The sequence below is a fragment of the Neobacillus drentensis genome (assembly GCF_036965645.1).
Classification (GTDB): domain Bacteria; phylum Bacillota; class Bacilli; order Bacillales; family Cytobacillaceae; genus Neobacillus; species Neobacillus drentensis_D.
This window is the reverse complement of the sequence record NZ_JBALPZ010000051.1, coordinates 56,229-76,562: the sequence shown is the minus strand read 5'-3', so window position 1 is coordinate 76,562 and position 20,334 is coordinate 56,229. Positions and strand designations below refer to the sequence as shown.

19 protein-coding genes and 2 pseudogenes are annotated in these 20,334 nt (G+C 40.6%); 17 read left to right on the top strand and 4 right to left on the bottom strand.

The annotated features are described in order from the left end of the window. Positions 1-81 precede the first annotated feature (81 nt). Together V7266_RS10845 and V7266_RS10840 are read right to left on the bottom strand one after the other, a co-directional pair. Complete coding sequence (locus tag V7266_RS10845) at positions 82-1,806, bottom strand: hypothetical protein (protein WP_335467902.1); 1,725 nt, start codon at positions 1,804-1,806, stop codon at positions 82-84. A 140-nt stretch (positions 1,807-1,946) separates the two neighbouring features. Next, positions 1,947-2,519 (bottom strand): annotated as a pseudogene (locus V7266_RS10840) (5-methyltetrahydropteroyltriglutamate--homocysteine S-methyltransferase); the annotation flags it as partial. A 209-nt stretch (positions 2,520-2,728) separates the two neighbouring features. Between V7266_RS10840 and V7266_RS10835 the strand changes: the two are divergent. From V7266_RS10835 to V7266_RS10780, 12 genes are all read left to right on the top strand, one after another. After that, positions 2,729-3,460, top strand: coding sequence for an IclR family transcriptional regulator (locus tag V7266_RS10835; RefSeq protein WP_335467901.1), 732 nt, complete (start codon positions 2,729-2,731; stop codon positions 3,458-3,460). Positions 3,461-3,475: 15 nt separating this feature from the next. Next, positions 3,476-4,864: a dihydroorotase gene (locus tag V7266_RS10830; RefSeq protein ID WP_335467900.1), complete on the top strand. Its 1,389-nt coding sequence runs from the start codon at positions 3,476-3,478 to the stop codon at positions 4,862-4,864. Then, positions 4,851-6,209, top strand: coding sequence for an MmgE/PrpD family protein (locus V7266_RS10825; protein ID WP_335467899.1), 1,359 nt, complete (start codon positions 4,851-4,853; stop codon positions 6,207-6,209). The genes V7266_RS10830 and V7266_RS10825 overlap by 14 nt, the downstream gene beginning before the upstream one ends. Beyond that, on the top strand, positions 6,206-7,420 hold the full coding sequence (locus V7266_RS10820) for a Zn-dependent hydrolase (RefSeq protein ID WP_335467898.1): 1,215 nt from the start codon (positions 6,206-6,208) through the stop codon (positions 7,418-7,420). Before V7266_RS10825 ends, V7266_RS10820 begins: the two co-directional genes overlap by 4 nt. Before the next feature lie 19 nt (positions 7,421-7,439). Further along, complete coding sequence (locus tag V7266_RS10815) at positions 7,440-8,276, top strand: substrate-binding periplasmic protein (protein ID WP_335467897.1); 837 nt, start codon at positions 7,440-7,442, stop codon at positions 8,274-8,276. A gap of 19 nt (positions 8,277-8,295) precedes the next feature. After that, a complete protein-coding gene (locus V7266_RS10810; RefSeq protein WP_335467896.1) occupies positions 8,296-8,952 on the top strand; it encodes an amino acid ABC transporter permease in 657 nt (218 codons plus the stop codon). 18 nt (positions 8,953-8,970) lie between these two features. Continuing rightward, positions 8,971-9,738 (top strand): amino acid ABC transporter ATP-binding protein, encoded by a 768-nt coding sequence (locus tag V7266_RS10805; protein WP_335467895.1) that lies wholly within the window; start codon positions 8,971-8,973, stop codon positions 9,736-9,738. Positions 9,739-9,767: 29 nt separating this feature from the next. Next, the gene (locus tag V7266_RS10800; protein WP_335467894.1) at positions 9,768-10,679 is read left to right on the top strand and encodes a dihydrodipicolinate synthase family protein; all 912 of its coding nucleotides are present in this window, start codon (positions 9,768-9,770) and stop codon (positions 10,677-10,679) included. Positions 10,680-10,733: 54 nt separating this feature from the next. Next, positions 10,734-11,606, top strand: coding sequence for a fumarylacetoacetate hydrolase family protein (locus tag V7266_RS10795; protein ID WP_335467893.1), 873 nt, complete (start codon positions 10,734-10,736; stop codon positions 11,604-11,606). 13 nt (positions 11,607-11,619) lie between these two features. Further along, positions 11,620-12,405 (top strand): SDR family oxidoreductase, encoded by a 786-nt coding sequence (locus V7266_RS10790; RefSeq protein ID WP_335467892.1) that lies wholly within the window; start codon positions 11,620-11,622, stop codon positions 12,403-12,405. Between the two features lie 79 nt (positions 12,406-12,484). Further along, complete coding sequence (locus V7266_RS10785; RefSeq protein ID WP_335467891.1) at positions 12,485-13,504, top strand: homoserine dehydrogenase; 1,020 nt, start codon at positions 12,485-12,487, stop codon at positions 13,502-13,504. Between the two features lie 61 nt (positions 13,505-13,565). Continuing rightward, positions 13,566-14,753: a pyridoxal phosphate-dependent aminotransferase gene (locus V7266_RS10780; protein WP_335467890.1), complete on the top strand. Its 1,188-nt coding sequence runs from the start codon at positions 13,566-13,568 to the stop codon at positions 14,751-14,753. Between the two features lie 111 nt (positions 14,754-14,864). Here the strand turns inward: V7266_RS10780 and V7266_RS30735 are convergent. Further along, a pseudogene (locus V7266_RS30735) lies at positions 14,865-14,933 on the bottom strand (YjcZ family sporulation protein); the annotation flags it as partial. Between the two features lie 414 nt (positions 14,934-15,347). Continuing rightward, positions 15,348-15,485, bottom strand: coding sequence for a YjcZ family sporulation protein (locus tag V7266_RS10770; RefSeq protein WP_335467888.1), 138 nt, complete (start codon positions 15,483-15,485; stop codon positions 15,348-15,350). 272 nt (positions 15,486-15,757) lie between these two features. Here V7266_RS10770 and V7266_RS10765 point away from each other — a divergent pair, with 272 nt between their 5' ends. The 5 genes from V7266_RS10765 (at position 15,758) to V7266_RS10745 (ending at position 20,322) form a co-directional block, all read left to right on the top strand. Continuing rightward, on the top strand, positions 15,758-15,958 hold the full coding sequence (locus V7266_RS10765) for a hypothetical protein (protein WP_335467887.1): 201 nt from the start codon (positions 15,758-15,760) through the stop codon (positions 15,956-15,958). Positions 15,959-16,867: 909 nt separating this feature from the next. Then, positions 16,868-17,851 carry an agmatinase gene (gene speB / locus V7266_RS10760; protein ID WP_335467886.1) on the top strand — a complete coding sequence of 328 codons (984 nt, stop codon included), beginning with the start codon at positions 16,868-16,870 and terminating at the stop codon, positions 17,849-17,851. Between the two features lie 163 nt (positions 17,852-18,014). Further along, positions 18,015-18,680, top strand: a complete 666-nt coding sequence (locus tag V7266_RS10755; protein WP_335467885.1) for a FadR/GntR family transcriptional regulator — start codon at positions 18,015-18,017, stop codon at positions 18,678-18,680. Positions 18,681-18,780: 100 nt separating this feature from the next. After that, the gene (locus V7266_RS10750) at positions 18,781-19,647 is read left to right on the top strand and encodes a transporter substrate-binding domain-containing protein (protein WP_335467884.1); all 867 of its coding nucleotides are present in this window, start codon (positions 18,781-18,783) and stop codon (positions 19,645-19,647) included. An 18-nt stretch (positions 19,648-19,665) separates the two neighbouring features. Next, positions 19,666-20,322 (top strand): amino acid ABC transporter permease, encoded by a 657-nt coding sequence (locus tag V7266_RS10745; RefSeq protein ID WP_335467883.1) that lies wholly within the window; start codon positions 19,666-19,668, stop codon positions 20,320-20,322. The last annotated feature ends 12 nt before the right edge of the window (positions 20,323-20,334 follow it).

Below are 20,334 nucleotides of genomic sequence, written 5' to 3'. Positions count from 1 at the left end.
TTTTAGGGACAGTTCTGCCGGTATACTATTGACTTAAACTTTATCAGAAACCATGAGAACCGTCCCTGTGGCCTAACAAATCTAATCTATCAATAATTCCTCATACACTTCTTTATAATCTATAAGAACAATTTCCTTTAAGCGGTTCTCTATATCTTTAATATCCTTATTAGTGACTATCTTATTTGGAATTAAGGTTTCATACATGCACCCTAAATCGATATTTGTTTTTATTTTAGTAAAGAACTTCGATTCAAATAAGTCATTCCGAAATTGAATAATTGATTGATTATCAATTAATATTTTGGGAGCTACTTTTTCAATTTGATTTTCTACATTTTTATACGCCACGATAAATGATTCTTTTGATTCTTGTGAAGCATCAATTATGATTTTATCAGTTGAAAATGCTGGATGATTCCCATCTACTGTCCTATGTTTCGGTTGAATGTCGTGATATTTATCCTTTAAGTCTTTTAACACCTTTGAATCAGCCCAATTTTGATAACTATTAAATAATGCAGTATCGTATTCAATCGCAAGTAGAATAGCGACGCAAAGTAAGTCATCTTCTTGCAGTTTATTACTTAAGTGGTCTAAATATAGTCGATATTCAGAAGAGAAATTTGCATTATTTGTGTTATATGACTTTAGATTTGTAATTAAGTAACGAATAATCCACTTGAATTCATCATAAAACTGAATGATTGCTGTGCTATGCGCGATAGTCATAAATGATTGTAAAGTACTTGGTAAATCACTGAATAAAGTTTGATTATCCTTTATTGCAAATACAGGTATTTCATAATGTATTACCTTTAACATTTGTAATGCCTTATCTTCCGAGTCATTCTTTTTAATTAAGTGTAATGCTAAATTAAAACACTTAAACACAATTTCTTTTGAAATATCGTCAAAATGCTCTCTGAAGTCTGAAAACATTAAAGAGGGGACCGTTTCCTCATTTTCAGAAAGAATAGCGTCTAAATTCTTGTAATTTGGCATCCCTGATGTTTCGATAAAGTCTTTCATTTCGTCATAGATTTCTTCAATGCCTGCATTTATTTCCAATTTGAAATGAACTAGCAGCAGAATATCAAACCATGAAGAGAAACCATAAAGCCTTATATACTTAGAAGGTTTATATACGACTGATTGTAAAAATAATAACTGATAGAGTCTTGAGTTATTATATTGTAGAACTGTTAACTGATTGAGTTCTTTTGGTGAGATCTTAGTATAATTATTGCTATATGCATTTGGGTGTTGCATCGATGGATCTAACCAAGGTGCACATAGGAGATTACTTTTCAATTTGAATTGGATTGGTTTGTTTTCATTAATTAATGGCATGTTAACTAATCTGTTTCGCGTTTCCATAAATGAAGAGGCTGCTAGAAAATAGGTTTGCTCTACTTGTTGAATATGCATCATATTATTTGTATTTTGCATTTCAGTTCGCTGTGTACGTACTGTTCCTACAAGAAGAATAAGTGAAGCTAAAGTGAAGAATGCCACCGTCGTTCCACCTATTAAATCTCCAAGAGGTCCTATATCTCCCCATTTGTCTCCCATTGAAAATTTATATGCTTTTGATAGATAAAATATTAAACTAAATACATACAACCCTAATAGTGAAAAAAATGCAGCGAGTCGTTCGAAGTTATCTAGTTTAAATATTTTCCGGTTAAAAATTAATACAACTAAAATAAATATCCCCCAATAAATTAGTGAAAACCTTAAATAGGGGCTTTCAAATTTTAAAAAAGCATCTTGTACAGCATCTAAAAAGTTAGTAGATTTCATATTTTCTTTTCCCCTTGGCACTTAAAATTAGCATTATTTTCCTCCCTCAATCATTCATCTTAGTATATTAGACTTATTTTGCATTTTCGTCTATGTACTTTTTTAGTTTATTGTACAAAAATTATAGAAAAATATAGTTATACATCATCTAGCTGTAAGTAAGGCAGATTGCATCATAAAAGGCTTTGATCGCATGATGGTAGGTTTGAATATCCTTTGTGTATTCTTCAATATCTGGATAGATTTCTAGGTTACGGATTCCTGCAATATATAATTGGTTCGGACTTGGGATGGTTTGTTTGGCCACCGCACGATCCCTAACGATTTCTTTAAATTCGATAAAGTCTTTGATATGCGGGTGATTTGGGTTAAAGGAGATCTTTCCAATTACACGCACATCGTATCTTTCCGTTTCTTCCCTTTTAAAGGAAAAGCCATGATTTGGAACGTAGCCCTCTACACCATTTAATGCTCGAGAAAATCAGTGTGCCAAAATCTGCGGCGAAATTCTCCATCTGTCACAGCATGCAGTACGACTTGGATTTTGCTTCTCAACGATTTTTTAAAATTTCTTCGGTTTCAATGACGTGCAGTTCTTGTGCTGTAAGATTGCCCTCTTGGAAATCCTTTCTGGCCATATGTATTCTCTCTGGCCGTAATAAACTTCCTACATGATCTGCTCTAAATGGAGCTTTAACGAGTGTTTGTGTCATCAATATTCTCTCTTTCCTTGTTCTTTTCTTGTAAGGTAAGTGTAGCAAAGGCAAATCAATATAATGTAACACAATAAATCTATTTCTTGTTAAAAATGCTGTGAACAAACCTTACATAAATTGATACAAAAAAAGGAATTTTTTTTATGCTGTTAATAGAAAGTGATAAATGATAATTAATTATTATTTATTGAGAAAGAGGGAGATGAATGAGTGCTGAAAAAACTTTAGACATACTGGATCTATATGATTTTGATGCTCGTGCCCTAACGGTAGCACAAATAGCTGAAAAGCTTGGTCAACCCCAAAGCTCTGTATACCGGCATCTCCGTGTTTTAAAGGAGAAAGGCTATATTATTGAAACATCTGATAATCACTACAAACTTGGGTACCGATTTTTAAAAATGGCAAGAATTGTCCGAAAGGACCATGGGCTCATGGTGGTTTCAAGACCGGAAATGGAAAAGCTGAACGAGGAAACGAAGGAAACAATCATATTATCTGTCCGTTCAAACTTCCATGCTGTTTGCCTTGAAGTGATACCATCGCTCTATCCGATAAAGGTTTCATCGGAACAGGGAGGGGTCATCCCGCTTCATTGCGGAGCTTCATCCAAGGTTCTGCTATCCAGCTTGGAGGAATCCTTCATTGATCAATTATATGAAATGGGGTTAGTCAAGAAATATCTCGAAAATACCTTATATGAGAAACAAGCGTTAATAGAGGACCTGCAGCGAATAAGGGAGAATGGCTATGCCTTTTCTGATAGCGAGATTGATGAGGGGGTCTTATCCTATAGCGTGCCCATCCGCGACTTTAATGAAAAGGTCGTTGCCTCTTTAAGTATTGCTGGACCAAGTGAAAGAATGCTTCAGCAGGATAAACATTTTTATGTGGAAAAGTTAATCGAAACGACGAAAAGAATCGAACGGTACTTATAAAAAGGAGGAAATAGTATGGCAAACCAATTCGACAAAGTGATTAAGGGCATGCTTGTATTGGAAAATGAAGTTGTTTATGGAGAGATTGGGATAAAAGATGGAAAAATTAAAGAAATTCATAAGGGGGAAGCGGGTTTAACAGGCGAGACTTATTTGGATTTCAGTAATCAGTATGTTTTTCCTGGAATGATTGATGTCCATGTTCATTGTTTCAGTAATACACAGGAAGGCTTTACGACAACGAGCCGCGCCGCTGCGGTTGGTGGAATCACTACTTTCATGGACATGCCTTACGATGTACCCAACCCGATCAGTAATGTAGAGATTTTTAAAGAAAAAGCTAAAAAAATAGAAAATAAAGCAGTGGTTGATATTGGACTGTGGGCCACAGTTTCTAAATATAACGGTACGGATCAAATTATCCCGCTTGCAGAAGCTGGTGCGATGGCGTTTAAAATGTCGACCTTTGAAACGGATGAGCATCGCTTTCCTAGAATTCCTGATCCGGAAATTATCAAAACAATGGAGATTTTAAAGGAAACAGGTCTAAGGGCAGCCTTTCACTCTGAAAATGATGAGATTATTTATCAAATGATAGAAGAATATCAAAAAGAGGGAAAGGTTTATCCTGCGGCACATATGGAGACCAGACCGCCGGTAACGGAAACAAGTGCCGTCTTAAAGCTATTAGAATTTTCCTATTGGACAGGCGGGAAGCTTCATATCGTTCATGTAAGCCATCCTCGTACAGTCGAGCTTATTCAACTGTTTAAGAAATTCGGAGTCGATGTTTCATTGGAAACCTGTTATCCGTATTTATTATTGGATGTAAGTGCACTGGATGAATTTGGACCAAAGGCCAAAAATAATCCTCCATTAAGGAAACCTGAAGAAGTGAACGGATTATGGGAACAACTTCATGCTGGAAATATTGACTTGATTTCTTCTGACCATGCGCCATGGCCAAAAGAAGTAAAGGAGACAGGAAATGATAATATCTTCAAGGCCTCTTCAGGGATGCCGGGTGTGGAGATCATGGTTCCTTTAATGTTCAACAGCACGGTGGCAAAAGGAATATTAACCCCTGTTCAGTTTGCCAAGCTAATGGCGATTCATCCTTCTGAAGTTTTCCAAATACCTTCAAAAGGAAAAATCGAGATGGACTATGATGCGGATTTTACCATTATTGATCCGAATGAAACGTTTATCATCGATGAAACAAAACTTCAATCCAATGCTAAGCTTTCTCCATTCCATGGACAAAAAGGGAAAGGGAAAGTTGTTCAAACGATTGTTCGAGGCAAAACAGTCTATGATGGGAACGAAATTACGGTGGAGCCTGGCTTTGGAAAGTTTGTAGCGGGTTCAGCCATGAGGGAGGAAGCTCTAGTTGTCCATAAATAATTTTTTGAATTCTTTGAATACTATCTCGGATAAAACGTGGGATGATTTTTCAGAACAGACGATTGAAAGGACAAAATGGATCATTTTAGATACCATCGTCGCTGCATGGGAAGGAATGTCGGAGAAAGAAGTCTCCCAATTAGTAGGGGAAGTCGGGAAAACCGAACGTAGCGAACTTCACCCGATCCCCATCATTGGGACAGATTTCTTCACTTCCGGATTCGATAGTTTGACGATCCACGGAACCTCGATCGTTTCAAATGAAATCGATGAAGGCAATCAATTTGCCAAAGGACATCCAGCTGCTCATATCTTTGCACCCGCGTATTTAGCGGCAATTGAAAATAAAGCAACGGGAAAAGAGTTCATTACTGCTTTTATTCTCGGTTATGAAGTGGCTGCCCGCTTTGCTTATGCCTGTAATATGAATGACGATATGCATCCACACGGCACCTGGGGCACAATCGGAGCAACGGTTGTAGCAGGCTTGCTTCAGAAAAAATCAAAGGAAGAGATAATCAGTGCCGTCCTTTTATCGGCCACGCTCCCTTTAGCAACCTCTTGGGAAGCGGCCGTCACAGGAGGTACTGTGCGAAATCTGTATACCGGGATCTCGTCCCAAATTGCTTATCAGGCTTTAACCTTTCAAAAAAGTGGTTTTCAAAGCAGTTCCCATATCGTAGAGCATTTATGGGGAAAACTGATATCTACACGTTTGGATCCTGTCGTTTTCGAAAAAGATTTGTGGAACCCGCCACTCATCGATAAGAGCTTTTTTAAATACTATCCATCTTGTCGATTTTCACATTCAGCCATTGATGCCCTATATGCTTTATTGGCAAGAGGTCCCATCGATGTCTCAGAAATCAAAAGTGTGACAGTGGAAACTTACAAACTTGCGGCGAGGCTGAATGATCCAAAGCCTCCCAACAAATTGGCTGCAAAGTTCTCCATTCCCTATTTACTTGCTTGTATTCTATTAAACCGTAATTTGTTTCAATGCTTTAGTCCATCAGCTCTATCAGATGAAACCATTTTAGAGCTGTCTGAGAAAATCCTGGTTGTGGAAAATGACGAGATGACCCAAGCATTGCCTGAAGAAAGAGCGGCTAAGGTGACGGTTACCTTGACGGATGGAAAGAAATATACCGAAGAAGTAAAGGATTCCTCTGGAAGCTTCAAAGAACCATTGTCAGAACAGGAATTAACCAAAAAGTATCTGGCTGTTTTCAAGGATGATAGGTTTGTAGAGTCGCTAATTAATCGGGCCCTGACGCTTGATCAATCTAGTTCTTTCATGAATTGGGTTCAGGATCTAAGGTCAAAAGGAGAGATTCTCGCTTGAAGCAATTAAAAATAAATGTGAACAGAGTGAAAAAGCATTTTGAGGAATTGGCAAAAATCAACAGCGGCAGAAAAGGATATACCAGATGTGCTTATTCGAAAGAGGAGAAGGAGGCAAAGCATTGGCTGGTCGATCAAATGAATCGGCTGGACATACCCGTTAAGCTGGATTCTGTTCAAAACGTGATCAGCCGAATGGGGCCGGCAAAGGGACCTGCCATTGCGTTCGGTTCACATCTGGACACCGTCATTGAAGGCGGCCTTTATGATGGGGCACTGGGTGTCATTGCGGGTCTGGAGATGATGGAAATCCTAAAGGAACAAAATATTCAACTCCCTGTTCCGATTGAACTGATCTGCTTTACCGGGGAGGAAGCCAACCCGCTTGGCGGCACTTTTGGCAGCAGGGCAATGGCCGGGCTCATCGATTATACACCTGAGTATGAGAAAAAGTTGAACGATCTTGGCTTCAACTGGGAGGATATTCTCCAGGCTAAAAGAGAAAAAAGTGATTTTCTTAGTTTCTTAGAATTGCATATTGAACAGGGACAAGTCCTGGAAGCACATGAACAAAGTATTGGAATTGTGACTTCCATCGCCGGCATGATTCGTTTTCAAGTCCGAGTGATTGGGAAGGCAAGCCACTCTGGAACAACGCCGATGAATATGAGAAATGATGCGCTATTAAAATCGGCTGGTCTAATACAGGCCGTTCATGACATTGCCAAAGAGTATGGGGAAACTATTGTCGCAACAGTTGGGGAATTTTCGATATTCCCCAATATGGCCAATGTCGTCCCTGGAGAGGCAACGTTATTAATAGAAGTAAGAGGAAGCAAGCGGGAACAGATGAAAGAGGTTGAAGAGAAAATTAACGAGTGGATTCACCGTAATCTTGAAGACACTGAAATTACGCCCATCGTGGAAAAGGTCCCAAATGTGATGTCAAAAAGCATTCAGGATGAGATTGAACACGCCTGTATCGATCTCGGGATGTCTTACCAGCATATGCTAAGCGGGGCCAATCATGATACGAATTCAATGACCCATTTAACCGAAACAGGAATGATCTTCGTGCCAAGTGAAAACGGGATTAGTCATCATCCAGATGAATTTACAAGCTGGAAGGAAATAGAGGACGGTATCAATGTGATGCTGCAAACGGTGTATCGTCTTTCCAATCAATATGCATCTTTACCATTAAACCAATAGAAAGCAAGGGGTGTTGTAGATGAAAAGTAAAATCAATCGCTTTGTTAAGGCAGGAATGTTTGTGGCTGGAACCGTCCTTATTTTATCAGCCTGCAGCGGAAATAATGCAGCAAAAAACACGAGCAGTGAACCACAAAATTCACTAGATGTGGTGAAAGATAAGGGAGAATTGGTTATTGCCACAACTGGTGATTATCGTCCTTTCTCGTATCTTGGAGATGACAATCAATTAACTGGGTACGATGTGGAATGGGGCAAGGCCATTGCGAAAGAAATGGGAGTCAAAGCAAAGTTTGAAACAGGAGAATTTACTGGATTGATTCCGGGGTTAACTCAAGGAAAGTTCGATGTCGTCATGTCCAGTGTCCATATCAATGAAGAACGGAAAAAATCGGTTGATTTCTCCGATGCTTATGCACTCGATGGTGCCGTAGCACTTGTTAAAAAGGGAGCCAAAAGCCTTAGCGGGCCGAAGGATATTAAAGGGCTCACCGTCGGGGTCAATTCAGGCTCGAACTGGGAAAAACTTGTCCAAAGTATAGGCGGATATAAAGAAATGAAAACCTACCCTGGTCCAAATGAAAGTATTGCAGATTTGGTGAACGAGAGAATTGATGTGGTGGTTATGGGACAGGCAGCTGCTGCTTCTTATATTAAAAACTCTCCTGATGGAAACAAAATTGAAATTTCTGGTAGTCCGCTTGAACAAGGAGAGGAAAGTATTATTTCAGTTGCGATTAAAAAGGATAGTCCTGAACTTGTAGATGCCATTAATAAAGCGATCGACAAACTTAAGAAAGATGGAGAGTCTGACAAACTAGCTCAAAAGTATTTTGGGATCACGTTCAATAAATAAATAGAAGGGAGAGAGTTGGGTGAATAACAGCATTATTGTGAATGGACTGCCCCTGTTATTAGAGGGGGCATCCATTACCCTTTTGATTACCGTCGTCTCTTTAATTCTTGGAACTCTGCTTGGATTTGTTCTTTGTTTGATGAGAATGTCGTCTAACAAAGCACTGTCGTTCATTTCTTTTTTCTATATCTGGATTTTTAGAGGAATTCCCTTACTAATTCTCTTATTTTTATTTTATTATACAACACCCTTTCATATCCGCCTGACTGCTATTCAGGCTGCCTTAATCGCCTTGACATTGAATGTGGCTGCCTATAAAGCTGAATATATCCGCTCCGGAATGCTGGCAATCAAGAAAGGGCAAATAGAAGCGGCGGAGGCGATCGGGTTAACCCCTCTTCAGGTGATGATGAGAATCAAGATTCCGCAGGTCATACGGATTATTATCCCTCCGTATATCAGCAACTCTACCAGTTTCCTTAAGCAATCAGCTCAAGTTTCAGTCATCACAGTGCCTGATTTAATGATGAATGCAAAGAATTTATACTCAAGCACCTATTCACCAATGGAAACCCTTGGAGTGGCAGCTATTTTGTATTTAATCATGACCTCTTTATTAATGCTCCTCCAGACTTGGTCGGAGAAAAAGTTGAATATTGCGAGGAATAACAGTTAAGGAAATGAGGTGGACAGAGTGGAAGTATTGGGATTAAAAGGAATCTGCAAATCTTTTAATGGTCAAGCCATACTCAAAGATATTGATTTAAGCATCCAAAAGGGAGAAGTCGTCTCCATTATTGGACCAAGCGGCTCCGGAAAAAGCACCTTGTTACGCTGCATTAATCTTTTGGAAGTACCTGATCAAGGAGAAATCAAGCTCGAAGGTGAAATGGTCAAATTCCAGGCCAATAAAGAGGGGAAATTGACTTTATTCGGCAGAAAAAGAGTGAGCCCCTATCGTTCCAAGGTGGGGATGGTGTTTCAGCATTTCAACCTTTGGACACATAAAACGGTTCTGGAAAATATTATTGAAGGTCCGACAAAAGTAAACAAAATGCCTAAGGCTGAGGCCGTGCAACTGGCTAAGGAGCTTTTACATAAAGTGGGATTAGCCGACAAAATAAACAGTCATCCCAGTGAATTGTCAGGGGGACAGCAACAAAGAATTGCGATTGCCAGGGCGCTGGCGATGAACCCAAGTGTGCTGTTATTTGATGAAGCCACATCTGCCTTGGACCCTGAGCTGGTTGGTGAAGTGTTAAAGTTAATGATCGAGCTTGCTGAAGGCGGAATGACCATGATTGTGGTGACGCATGAAATGAAGTTTGCCGAAAAGGTATCCGATCGGGTTGTTTTTATGGATAAAGGAGCCATTGTGAAAAGCGGCAAACCGGAAGAAGTTTTCTATTGCACGGATCAGCCAAGACTATCTTCCTTTTTACAAAGAATACATGCAGTTTAAATAAAAATTTTATAGGAGGAGTAGATGAAATGGAGCAATTAAAAGGTATTTATACGATTACATTAACCCCTTTTGATGAAGAGGGCAATGTGGATGAAATGGGTATTCGAAAACTAACTGACTTTTATATTCAGGCTGGTGTGGATGGAATGACCATTTTAGGCATTATGGGCGAGGTGCACAAACTTTCCGAATCAGAGCGGCTTTTGGTCATGGAAACATTTTTAGACCAAAATGATGGGAGGGTGCCTGTGATTGTTGGATGTTCCGCACCTGCTACTAATTTATCAGTAGCTTTAGCTGAAAAGGCCGAAAAAGCAGGCGCATCAGCCGTGATGATCGCCCCGCCGGCAAATTTAAGAAATGAAGAGCTGCTTTTCCAGCATTATGCCAAGGTGGCGGAAAAAATATCAATTCCGATTGTTGTTCAAGATGAACCAGTTACCACGGGCGTTGTATTAACCCCTAAATTTTTAGCCCGTTTAGCCAATGAAATTCCGAATGTGAAATATGTAAAGTTGGAAGAAGCACCTACCACTATTAAAATTTCAAAAATAATCGATCTGGTTGGTGAAAAATTATTATTATTTGGCGGTTTGGGCGGCATGTATTTTTATGAGGAATTAAACAGAGGGGCAGCCGGGATCATGACAGGTTTTGCCTACCCTGAGGTGTTAGTACAAACCTATCGCCTTTTTACAGAGGGGAGAAAAATCGAAGCCCGAGAATACTTTTATCAGCATTTGCCCCTGATCCGTTTCGAGGCCCAGCTGGGGATTGGCGGAGTGACGATTCGTAAGGAAATTTTTAAACTAAGGGGGATTATTGAATCTTCCCATGTAAGATTTCCAGGGGGAGCTGTAGATGAGGCCACCATGGCGGAGTTAGAGGATTTGATCCAATTTGTTGGATTATCACTAACCCCTCTTACAGTTAGCTAACGGAGGACTGTTGGAGAAGGAACCTGTGAAAAATACGGACCGGGAGATGAAAAGGTGAAGCTGGCCACAATAAAAAATAAAGAAAATGCGGCAGGGATTGCTTTAGAAAATGGAGTTGTCCTTCTGGAGCAAATTAACAAGATGTTTAACATGAAATGGGAAACGCATTTATTCGAGCTGTTAAATTCAGGGCATTTGGATGAGTTCATTGACTGGTATAACGATCGTGGAAAAAAAGAGATCGACAGCTTGCCAGACATGCTGATCCCTTATCAGGAGGCAGAGTACGGACCGCTGTATTTGCACCCAAGGAAGATATGGGGAATTGGCTTAAATTATCGGGAACATGCCTCCGATTTAAATGAAAAAGCCCCTGCGACAGAGCCTGCAAGCTTCATAAAACCGGACACGGCCATTATCGGCCACCATGACACCATTGAGATTCCCCTGCAATCCAATCGGACTACAGCTGAAGCCGAGCTGGGGATTATCATTGGGAAAGAATGCAAGAATGTATCGGAAGAAGAAGCGGAAAATGTAATCGCGGGTTATACAACCATTATTGATATGACGGCGGAGGATATTTTGGAAAAAAATCCGCGGTATCTTACAAGGTCCAAAAGTTTTGATACCTTTTTCAGCTTTGGTCCGCATCTTGTGACAAAGGATGAAATTTCAAATGTTTTGGCTTTACAAGTTTCTACGATGATCAATGGAAAGGTTCACCGGAAAAATTCTGTCGCCAATATGACCTTTCGTCCGATGGAACTTGTCTCTTTTCATTCAAAAGTCATGAAGCTTCTTCCTGGCGATATCATCTCAACCGGCACCCCTGGAGCGGTCGTCATCCGTGATGGAGATATCGTAGAATGCAGAATTGATGGATTCCTAGATTTAAAAAATACGGTAAAAGATCTAAAGAAATAGGTGGAGGAGAAAAATGGACTTAAATCTTAAGGGAAAAGTAGCACTTGTTATTGCTTCTAGTCAAGGATTGGGAAAAGCCGTTGCTGAGCAGCTTGCCAAAGAGGGAGCTCGTGTGATGATCACCAGTCGGAATCCAGAAAAATTACAAGCCGTTCAAAAGGAGCTAAGCGAGAAATATCGGGCGGATGTTCAATATTTTCCTGCTGACATTACGAAAGAGGATGAGATTCAATCTTTGGTCCGTAGAACGAGAGAGGTATTTGGCAAAATCGATATTCTCGTCAATAATGCAGGCGGTCCTCCAGGAGGGGCCTTTGAGGAACTGACGGATCATGATTGGGAGCAGGCTTTTCAGTTAAATCTTCTTAGTTATATTAGAATCATCAGGGAGGTCCTTCCTGATTTGAAAAAGGAAGGGGGCAGGATTATCAACATTGCCTCATCCTCCATAAAGCAGCCTATTAAAGGCTTGATGTTATCGAATACTCTTCGATTAGGAATTGTCGGTTTATCCAAAGCGTTAGCAGAGGAGCTTGCTCCGTATCGAATTCTCGTTAATACCATTGCTCCAGGAAGAATCGCAACCGATCGGGTTGACTTCCTTGATCGACTGAAAGCTGAAAAGCTGAATGTACCGAAAGAACAAATTACCGAGCAATCAAAAATGACCATTCCCCTTGGCAGATATGGGGAGCCTGAAGAGTTCGCGAATGTGGTTGCCTTTTTAGCTTCTGATGCAAGCAGTTATATGACAGGAAGTTCCATCCTTGTTGATGGGGGTATGGTAAAATCGATTTAACTTAAGGAATACTATGATCATTAGCATCGATAAACTTGTTGTGTCATTTCAGTTCAGTTCGTCTAAAAAGGAGAGTACCATGCAAAAGAAAATCATGATAGCTGGCTATGGCTCGGTTGCTCGAGAGTTTGTAAGGCTTATCCTAAGCCGTTCAAAAGGGATTAAAGAAAAATATCAGATTGACTTATTGGTAACAGGAATCATTGGAAGTAAAGGAATGATCTATCAAAGTGAGGGAATCCAGCTCCAGGAATTAGTTGATTTTGGTACCGGATCTGATGCACTGCTTCTTTATTCACAGCACTTTGAGATCCCCATCATCGACCCGAGGTTTGAAGGGGATGTTTTGATCGATTGCACACCTACCAATCTTGAAAATGGAGAACCGGGGCTAACCTACTATTCCCAGGCGATTCGATCGGGAATGGATATTGTGTCTGTGGCCAAGGGAGCTTTGGTTCATTCCTTTAAGGAAATCATGTTAGAGGCCCAAACAAAAGGAACCCGCATTAAATATAGCGGGGCAACTGCTGCGGCACTGCCCACTCTTGACATCGGTGAATACAGCTTAGCTGGCACGACAATCAACCGAATTGAAGGTATCTTGAATGGTACATCCAATTTTATTTTAACAAGCATGATGGATGATCATCTATCATTTGCAGAGGCTTTACAATTAGCACAGCAAAAAGGCATTGCGGAGCCTAATCCGGTACTGGATGTCAAAGGATTTGATAGTGCCTGCAAGCTATTGCTGTTGTCCAATTCTCTTTTAGGAACCGATTATTCATTAAAGGATATAAAGATTCGCGGAATTGATGAAGTATCGATGGAAGAGATGTTGAACATCAAGCAGAAAAACGGCCGGTTGAAATTATTGGCTACAGCTTACAAAAAAGAGGATCAAGTCGTGTTGGAAGTAACCCCATGCGAGATCCATAGCCATCATTTATTGTTTAATGTCAATGGAACGGAAAAGGGGGTTCTTTTTGAAACCTCTGAAATGGGAACGATATGCTGCACAGGCGGAGCTTCCAATCCCAAGGGGGCAGCGGCAGCAGCTTTAAAAGATTTCATTAATCTCTATCGAATAGGTTAATTAGGATTGAGAAATTCCTTAAAGGAGCATCGATTTATATCAAAGGGCAGAGGAGATTTTTATGAATATAGCCATCTCTAATCGTATTTCCCAAATTCCGTTTTCAAGTATTAGGGGAATTTTTGAAGAAGCTGGGCGGATGGAAAAAAACGGGGCCAGGATTACACATATGGAAATTGGCCGGCCGGATTTTGATACCCCTGTACATATTAAGAGTGCTGCAAGTTTAGCGTTGGATAAAGGATATGTCCATTATACCTCCAATAGTGGTATACCTGAGTTAAGAGAAGCGATTGCTGGAAAATTAAAAAGGGAAAATGGAATTATCGTCGATCCCCATCATGAAGTGGTTGTTTCCATTGGCTGCAAAGAGGCCATTCTAGATACAATAATTGCTTTTATCAATCCAGGGGATGAAGTGCTGATTCCAGATCCATCCTGGCTTGAATATCAATATATGGTTGAACTGGCCGGAGGAGTACCTGTACCTGTTCCTCTGCATGAAAAAAAGGACTTCATTCTCGATCCCAATGATGTTAGAGATCGGATAACAGACCGAACCAAAATGATCATTCTAAATTCCCCTCATAATCCAACTGGTACTGTGTTGGATGGACAGGTTTTAAGGGAACTAGCCGAAATTTCAATCACTAACCATTTGCTTGTTTTGTCTGATGAGATCTATGAAAAAATCATTTATGATAATGAAAAGCACATCAGCATTGCCTCTTTACCCGGTATGTTTGAACGAACCATTACGATTAATGGTTTTTCTAAATCCTACTCCATGGATGGTTGGCGATTAGGCTATGAAGCCGGACCATCTGCCTTGATTCAACCCATTATGAAAGTACATCAGTATAACACGACAAGTGCCACTTCCTTTGCTCAATATGGGGCTGTCGAGGCTTATAACGGAACCCAGGAGCCTGTTGCTGACATGGTAAAAGAGTTTAATCATAGAAGGCAGCTACTTGTGAATCGTTTACTAGAGATTCCTAATGTTAGCTGTGTGATCCCAAAGGGAGCCTTCTATGTATTCCCTTCCTTTAAACATCTGGGGATATCCTCGAAAGAGCTAGCTATGTATCTTTTAAAAGAAGCGCAAATAGCCTGTGTACCCGGATCTGCCTTCGGCAAAAACGGCGAAGGTTACTTAAGACTGGCTTATTCAACAGATACCAAACAAATTAACCAAGCAATGGACCGATTAACAGAACTATTGAAAAAAATACCTAAACAAGGGTAGGGAGCATGGGGACGGTTCTCATGCTTCTTTTTCCTGATTGTTTTCCAGATTTATTGTCTCAATAAGAAAAGACTCCTTAACGGAGCCTTTTCCCTGTTGGAACTACATTGATTAAATGAAGGATGTACCAACAATAATAAGGAGAATGAACAATACAACAATTAATACGAAAGTGCTGCCACCGCCGTAGCCACCGTAGCCAAAACCACCGTAACCAAAACCTCCATAGCCAAAGCCCATTATTCTCACCACCGATCCATTCTGAAATTCAGTTTACACTTTAGTATATTTTTTACGGCTGTTATGGTTTGGACAAATATCATTGCTTAGGACAAAATCGGGGATTTGCCTAAAATAAAAAACGCCCGCGGAGGTGAAACAAATGTTGTCGTGCATTTAGTTATAGTGTAGTCCTAGCCATATTTTAAAAGATTAATAAAATGAGGCTTAACCTCCTGGGTTATTTTGATAAACAGCGGCATACTCTAGAGTGTAGCCAGCCGAAACCATATTCGGGTCCATAGACTGATACCTTACACAGGAAAAGTCTGCATCAAAAAAAGCCCTTTGCTAGAGGGCTTTCTTAGGTTCTTCTTAGAAACAGATTACGGCTCCTATGATAATCAGCAAGATAAATAATACGACAATTAAAGCAAAACCGCCAAATCCACAACCCCCGTAGCCATAACCGCCGCCGTAGCCACAGCCGCCAAAACCACCATAACCAAACATCTTATAAAAACCCCCTTATAGACTCATTCCCTATACTTTATGTTAAGAAATAAAGAATGGAATGGCTTTTTTCTAAATTTATATAGGACAGTCCAATAGCCCTAAAGGCGGAGCATGGGGACGGTTCTCATGCTTCTTTTTTCTTATTACTATTCTCGTGCTTCATTACTACTTCATTCTGTCACTTGTCATAGTCTCCTATTTTATCAGTAATCTTGGGTTTTATTTTATGGATTCTTGGACAAGATTGGGAGTAGGGAGGAGAATTAGAGATGATGACTAGAAAAGAGTATTTAGAGGCAATTACTTTTGTCACCGGAGATGAGGAAAGATATAAACGATTAGTTCGTTTAATTTCAAATCGACTGGACAGGGATTTAACAGGAAAAGAAATCAAATATATTCATTGGATGGCTGGTATCGATACAGAAGCGTTTGAGGTGTTTGAGAAAATATTCGAAGAAATTGGTTAAGGATGGAAGCATGGGGACGGTTCCTGTGCTTCCATACATATGTGAGTAACTAGGTGGTGTCGATGCCGGAAAAGATGGAGGGAATAAATTAAAGGGTCAGTCCGTTTTCATTGCGGACTGACCTTGTTTTTATGTTTATCTGATTGGGAAGAAAGTAAATTGGCTATGAAACGAAGAAGAATATGTTTTCAATAGGCGTCAGCCCAGACTAGGTTGAGGTAGGACACCCCTCGACATTTTTTTCATGCAATTAGGGTACCAAATATAGCAATGTCGTGGATAAGATTGTTTTTAAACAAATGTTTGATTAGCTGCGAAAGTTAGCGAACTGAAAAGAAGGATGTAGGTTGAGTCGATAACCATAGAATTTTCCGGGAAATTGAAGATTTATCTGTGAAATATCCTAACTTTGCTCGACAATCTTTTTTACGAGTTTTGAAGAGTAAATGAAGAGGGATAAACCTTTCGGCTTTTTTAATCAAACGTTTGATTAGTATAGCGTTTAGGGAAAAGCGTCGAAACGCTGGAAGCATGGGGACGGTTCTCATGCTTTTTTTACTGATTACTATTCACCATCCTCATTGCTGCTTCAGTCGGCCGGGCAGATTTTGTATCGATTGGACTCCCTGATCTTACTTTGACTCCATATGGTAAGGCAGAACGGGGTCACCATGATCGAGAATCCTACGTTGTTAAGTGGTTTGATTTTTCTCCCGGAGTCGTCACTCCTTACTCTTAGAGGGTACGGGTCCGAAGCAGAAGAACCGTCCCTGCGGTTCACCAAAGCAAAAGAACCGTCCCCGTGCTTCTGTCAAAATAGGATGTTAACGAATCTTACAAACAAATTGTACTTCCATTTATTTCATATTACCCTATGAATAAATTAATCACATGAAAGAGGGTAGGAATATGAGTGATGAAACTAGCTTTTTGACGCCTGAGGTGACTTCTATGCCAAGGTTTAGCGGAATCCGGACTTTTATGAGGCTGCCGTATGAGCCTGAGGTTCAAGAACGGGATTTTGTTGTATTAGGAGCACCATTTGATACTTCTGCCAGCTATCGAGCTGGAACTAGGTTTGGTCCAGAAGGAATTCGCCGTATTTCTAGCTTACTAAGACCGGCCAATGTTTTTCACAAGATCAAGCCGTCAGAGTTCTTGAATGGGGTAGATGGGGGAGATATTATGGTCATCCCTGGGAACACGGAGGCAAGTCATCGAAATATAACCGCCCATGTGAAAGCCTGGGCTGAAAAAGGAGCAGTGCCCATTGTGCTTGGGGGAGATCATTCCATCACGCTGCCGGAACTACGCGCCCTTAGCTCCGTCCACGGTCCCTTGTCATTGCTTCACTTTGATGCCCATGGCGATACCTGGGATGACTATTGGGGTGAAAAGTACACGCATGGTACACCCTTTCGGAGAGCGGTAGAGGAAGGGCTTATCGACCCTTATCGGTCTGTGCAAATAGGTATGCGCGGTACGGTCTATCATCCCAATGATTTGGATGAGGCTCGTAAGCTTGGCTTTCTGGTGATCACAGCGGACGAAATGCGGGAAATAGGATTACAGGAAACGATGCGCCGGGCCTTAGAACGAATTGGCGAGTCAAAGGTTTTTCTTACCTTTGACATTGACTTTTTAGATCCAGCCTTTGCACCGGGTACTGGGACACCGGAAATAGCTGGCTTCACCAGTGCAGAAGCTCAAGGGATGTTACGGCAGCTGACAGACATTCACTTAGTCGGTTGTGATTTGGTAGAAGTATTACCTGCTTTAGATTCGGCAGAAATCACCACGTTAACGGGGGCTACACTCGTTTTTGAATTTTTAAGTTTACTAGCTGTCCATAAACAAAGGACCACTTCTTCCTCTTTTTCACACTCGAAATGAATGAAACCTAATTCTGATGTTAATTTTTAGAAAATTATGAAAGATAACCTGACAGGTTTGTTGTTAGGTAAAAAAGGCTGGTGATACACTAGTCTCAAGCTGAACGGGAGAATAGAAAGGAAGTGATGGCCAGTATATGAAGGTAGAAGGAGGATTTACGAAGGTGAACAAGCAAAAACTTGTTGACCAGGTATTAATTCAACTACAGAGCATCATTCAATCAGAGAAATATGAGATTGGCGATAAACTTCCGAGTGAAGCTGAATTAATGAAACTACTTAATGTCGGCCGCTCGACGGTACGGGAAGCCATCAAAATTTTGGTCTATTCCGGTTCACTAGAAGTCAAACAAGGCGATGGGACCTACATACGGTCAACAGCATTTTCAGAGGAATCACTTGAGATGAATCTGCAGCATGCAGATGAACAAGACTTAAATGAGGTGATTCAAATACTAGATATCCAGATATCCGGATTAGCTGCCGAGAGGCGAACAGAAAGTGATTTACGCAGAATAAAACAACATTTAGAGAACCGGAATCACTTTTTAAAAGAGGAAAAATATGATCAGTATTTAAAATCGGATCTTCAATTTCATCAGGCAGTCTGTCAAGCAACCCATAATTCCGTATTAATAGAAATGTACGATTCTATTTGCCGCCTGCTCCTTCAAATGTTACCCGCGTTAATCCTTGATACGAGAGACTACTATAAAGAAAATACATTGGTTCACAAAAAGCTATATACGGCGATTGAGGACCAAAACGTGAAAGAGGCCATCAAGTGGGCGAAAGTAAATATAAAGCTGCGAAATAGCCTAAAGGTGTGACGTGAAACATCAGATGATAGGATGTCTGATTCATCTTGATTTTAACCATCAGATGATAGGACAACATTATGACTCTAGTAAAAGAAAAGGGGAGATTTGATTGAAAAAGAAAAAAAAGTTAATCAGTTTGTCATTAATAGTAGGGATTATTTTTTTATTAGTTTTAACTGGATGCAGCAGCTCCTCCAAAACGTCCTCCACATCAGGAAAGAGTGACTCCACGTTAGATGAAATCAAAAGTCGCGGAGAAGTGGTGGTTGGGACGGAATCCGCCTTCGAACCATTTGAATTTATACAGGACGGGAAAATTGTCGGGTATGGCTCCGATATATTGGCTGTCATGGTCGATGGCCTTGAGGTGAAGCTGAAACAGCTTGACTTGCCCTTTCAGGGGATCTTACCAGGGCTGGATGCAAAGAAGTTTGATTTTGTCGCTACCTCGGTGACCATCACACCTAAACGAGCAAAGAAATATGATTTTACCGTACCGATCGCCGATGCCACCATGGCGGTTTTAAAAAGAAAAGGAGATTCCTCCATTCAAAAGCCTGAGGATATTGCAGGGAAAGTAGTAGGAACTCAGCTTGGTTCCGCGATGCTGACCTCTACTCAAACCTTTGATAAAGATTTAAAAGCCAAAGGGGATGGGACGAAGGAAATCAAAGAATATGTGGCCTTTCCGGAAGCCTATCAAGAACTGGCAACAGGCAGAATTGATGCCGTGATCAATACCAAAGCAAATCTAGCAGGAGTTCTGAAGAAAAATCCAGACAAATATGAAATTGTCGGAACCTTTGGCGAACCAATGTGGATCGCTTGGGCAGTTAGAAAAGGGGATAAAGAACTGCTAGATTACCTCAACAAACAAATTTTAGATTTGCGTGATAGTGGAAAGTTGGGCGAAATGCAGATGAAATGGTTTGGCTTTAAGATGGACATTCCAGATTCTGGCTACCTGCCAGAATAATAGGTAAGGAGAGTTGATATGGGGATTAATATCGATTTGATTGTTAATAGTTTACCGCTGTTATTAAAGGGAGCCCTGGTCACTCTCCAAATGTCGTTACTTGCAATTTTTATTGGCACGATATCCGGGCTTATCCTGGCCATCTTTCTAATAAGCGGAAAAATAATATTCATCGGGCCGACACGTGTCTTTATTAATTTGATAAGAGGAATTCCTTTTATTATTCAAATTTTTATTGTCTACTTTAGTCTCTCTAATTTTGGGATCGAGATTCCTGCCTTTGCCAGTGGCGTGATTGCGATGGCGCTCAATACAGCGGCGTTTCAGGCTGATATTATTCGAGCAGGAATTGAGTCGATTCCAAAAGGACAGCAGGAAGCGGCTTTTGCTTTAGGCATTTCCAAACGCCAGGCGATGCTGCGGATTATCATTCCGCAAGTGTTTGTCAAAATCCTTCCGTCCATTACCAATGAGCTGATCACCTTATTGAAAAACTCGTCACTTGTTTCTGTCATTGCCGTCGTCGATCTGACGCGGGTAGGGCAGCAGATTGTTAGTACCAGCTATCGGCCTGCTGAAATTTATATTGCTGTCGCCTTGCTTTATTTCCTTATGAACCTGGCAATCTCACAAGGATCAAGATATATAGAACGGAAAACAGCCGTCTATCGCTAGGGAGGTGTTGAC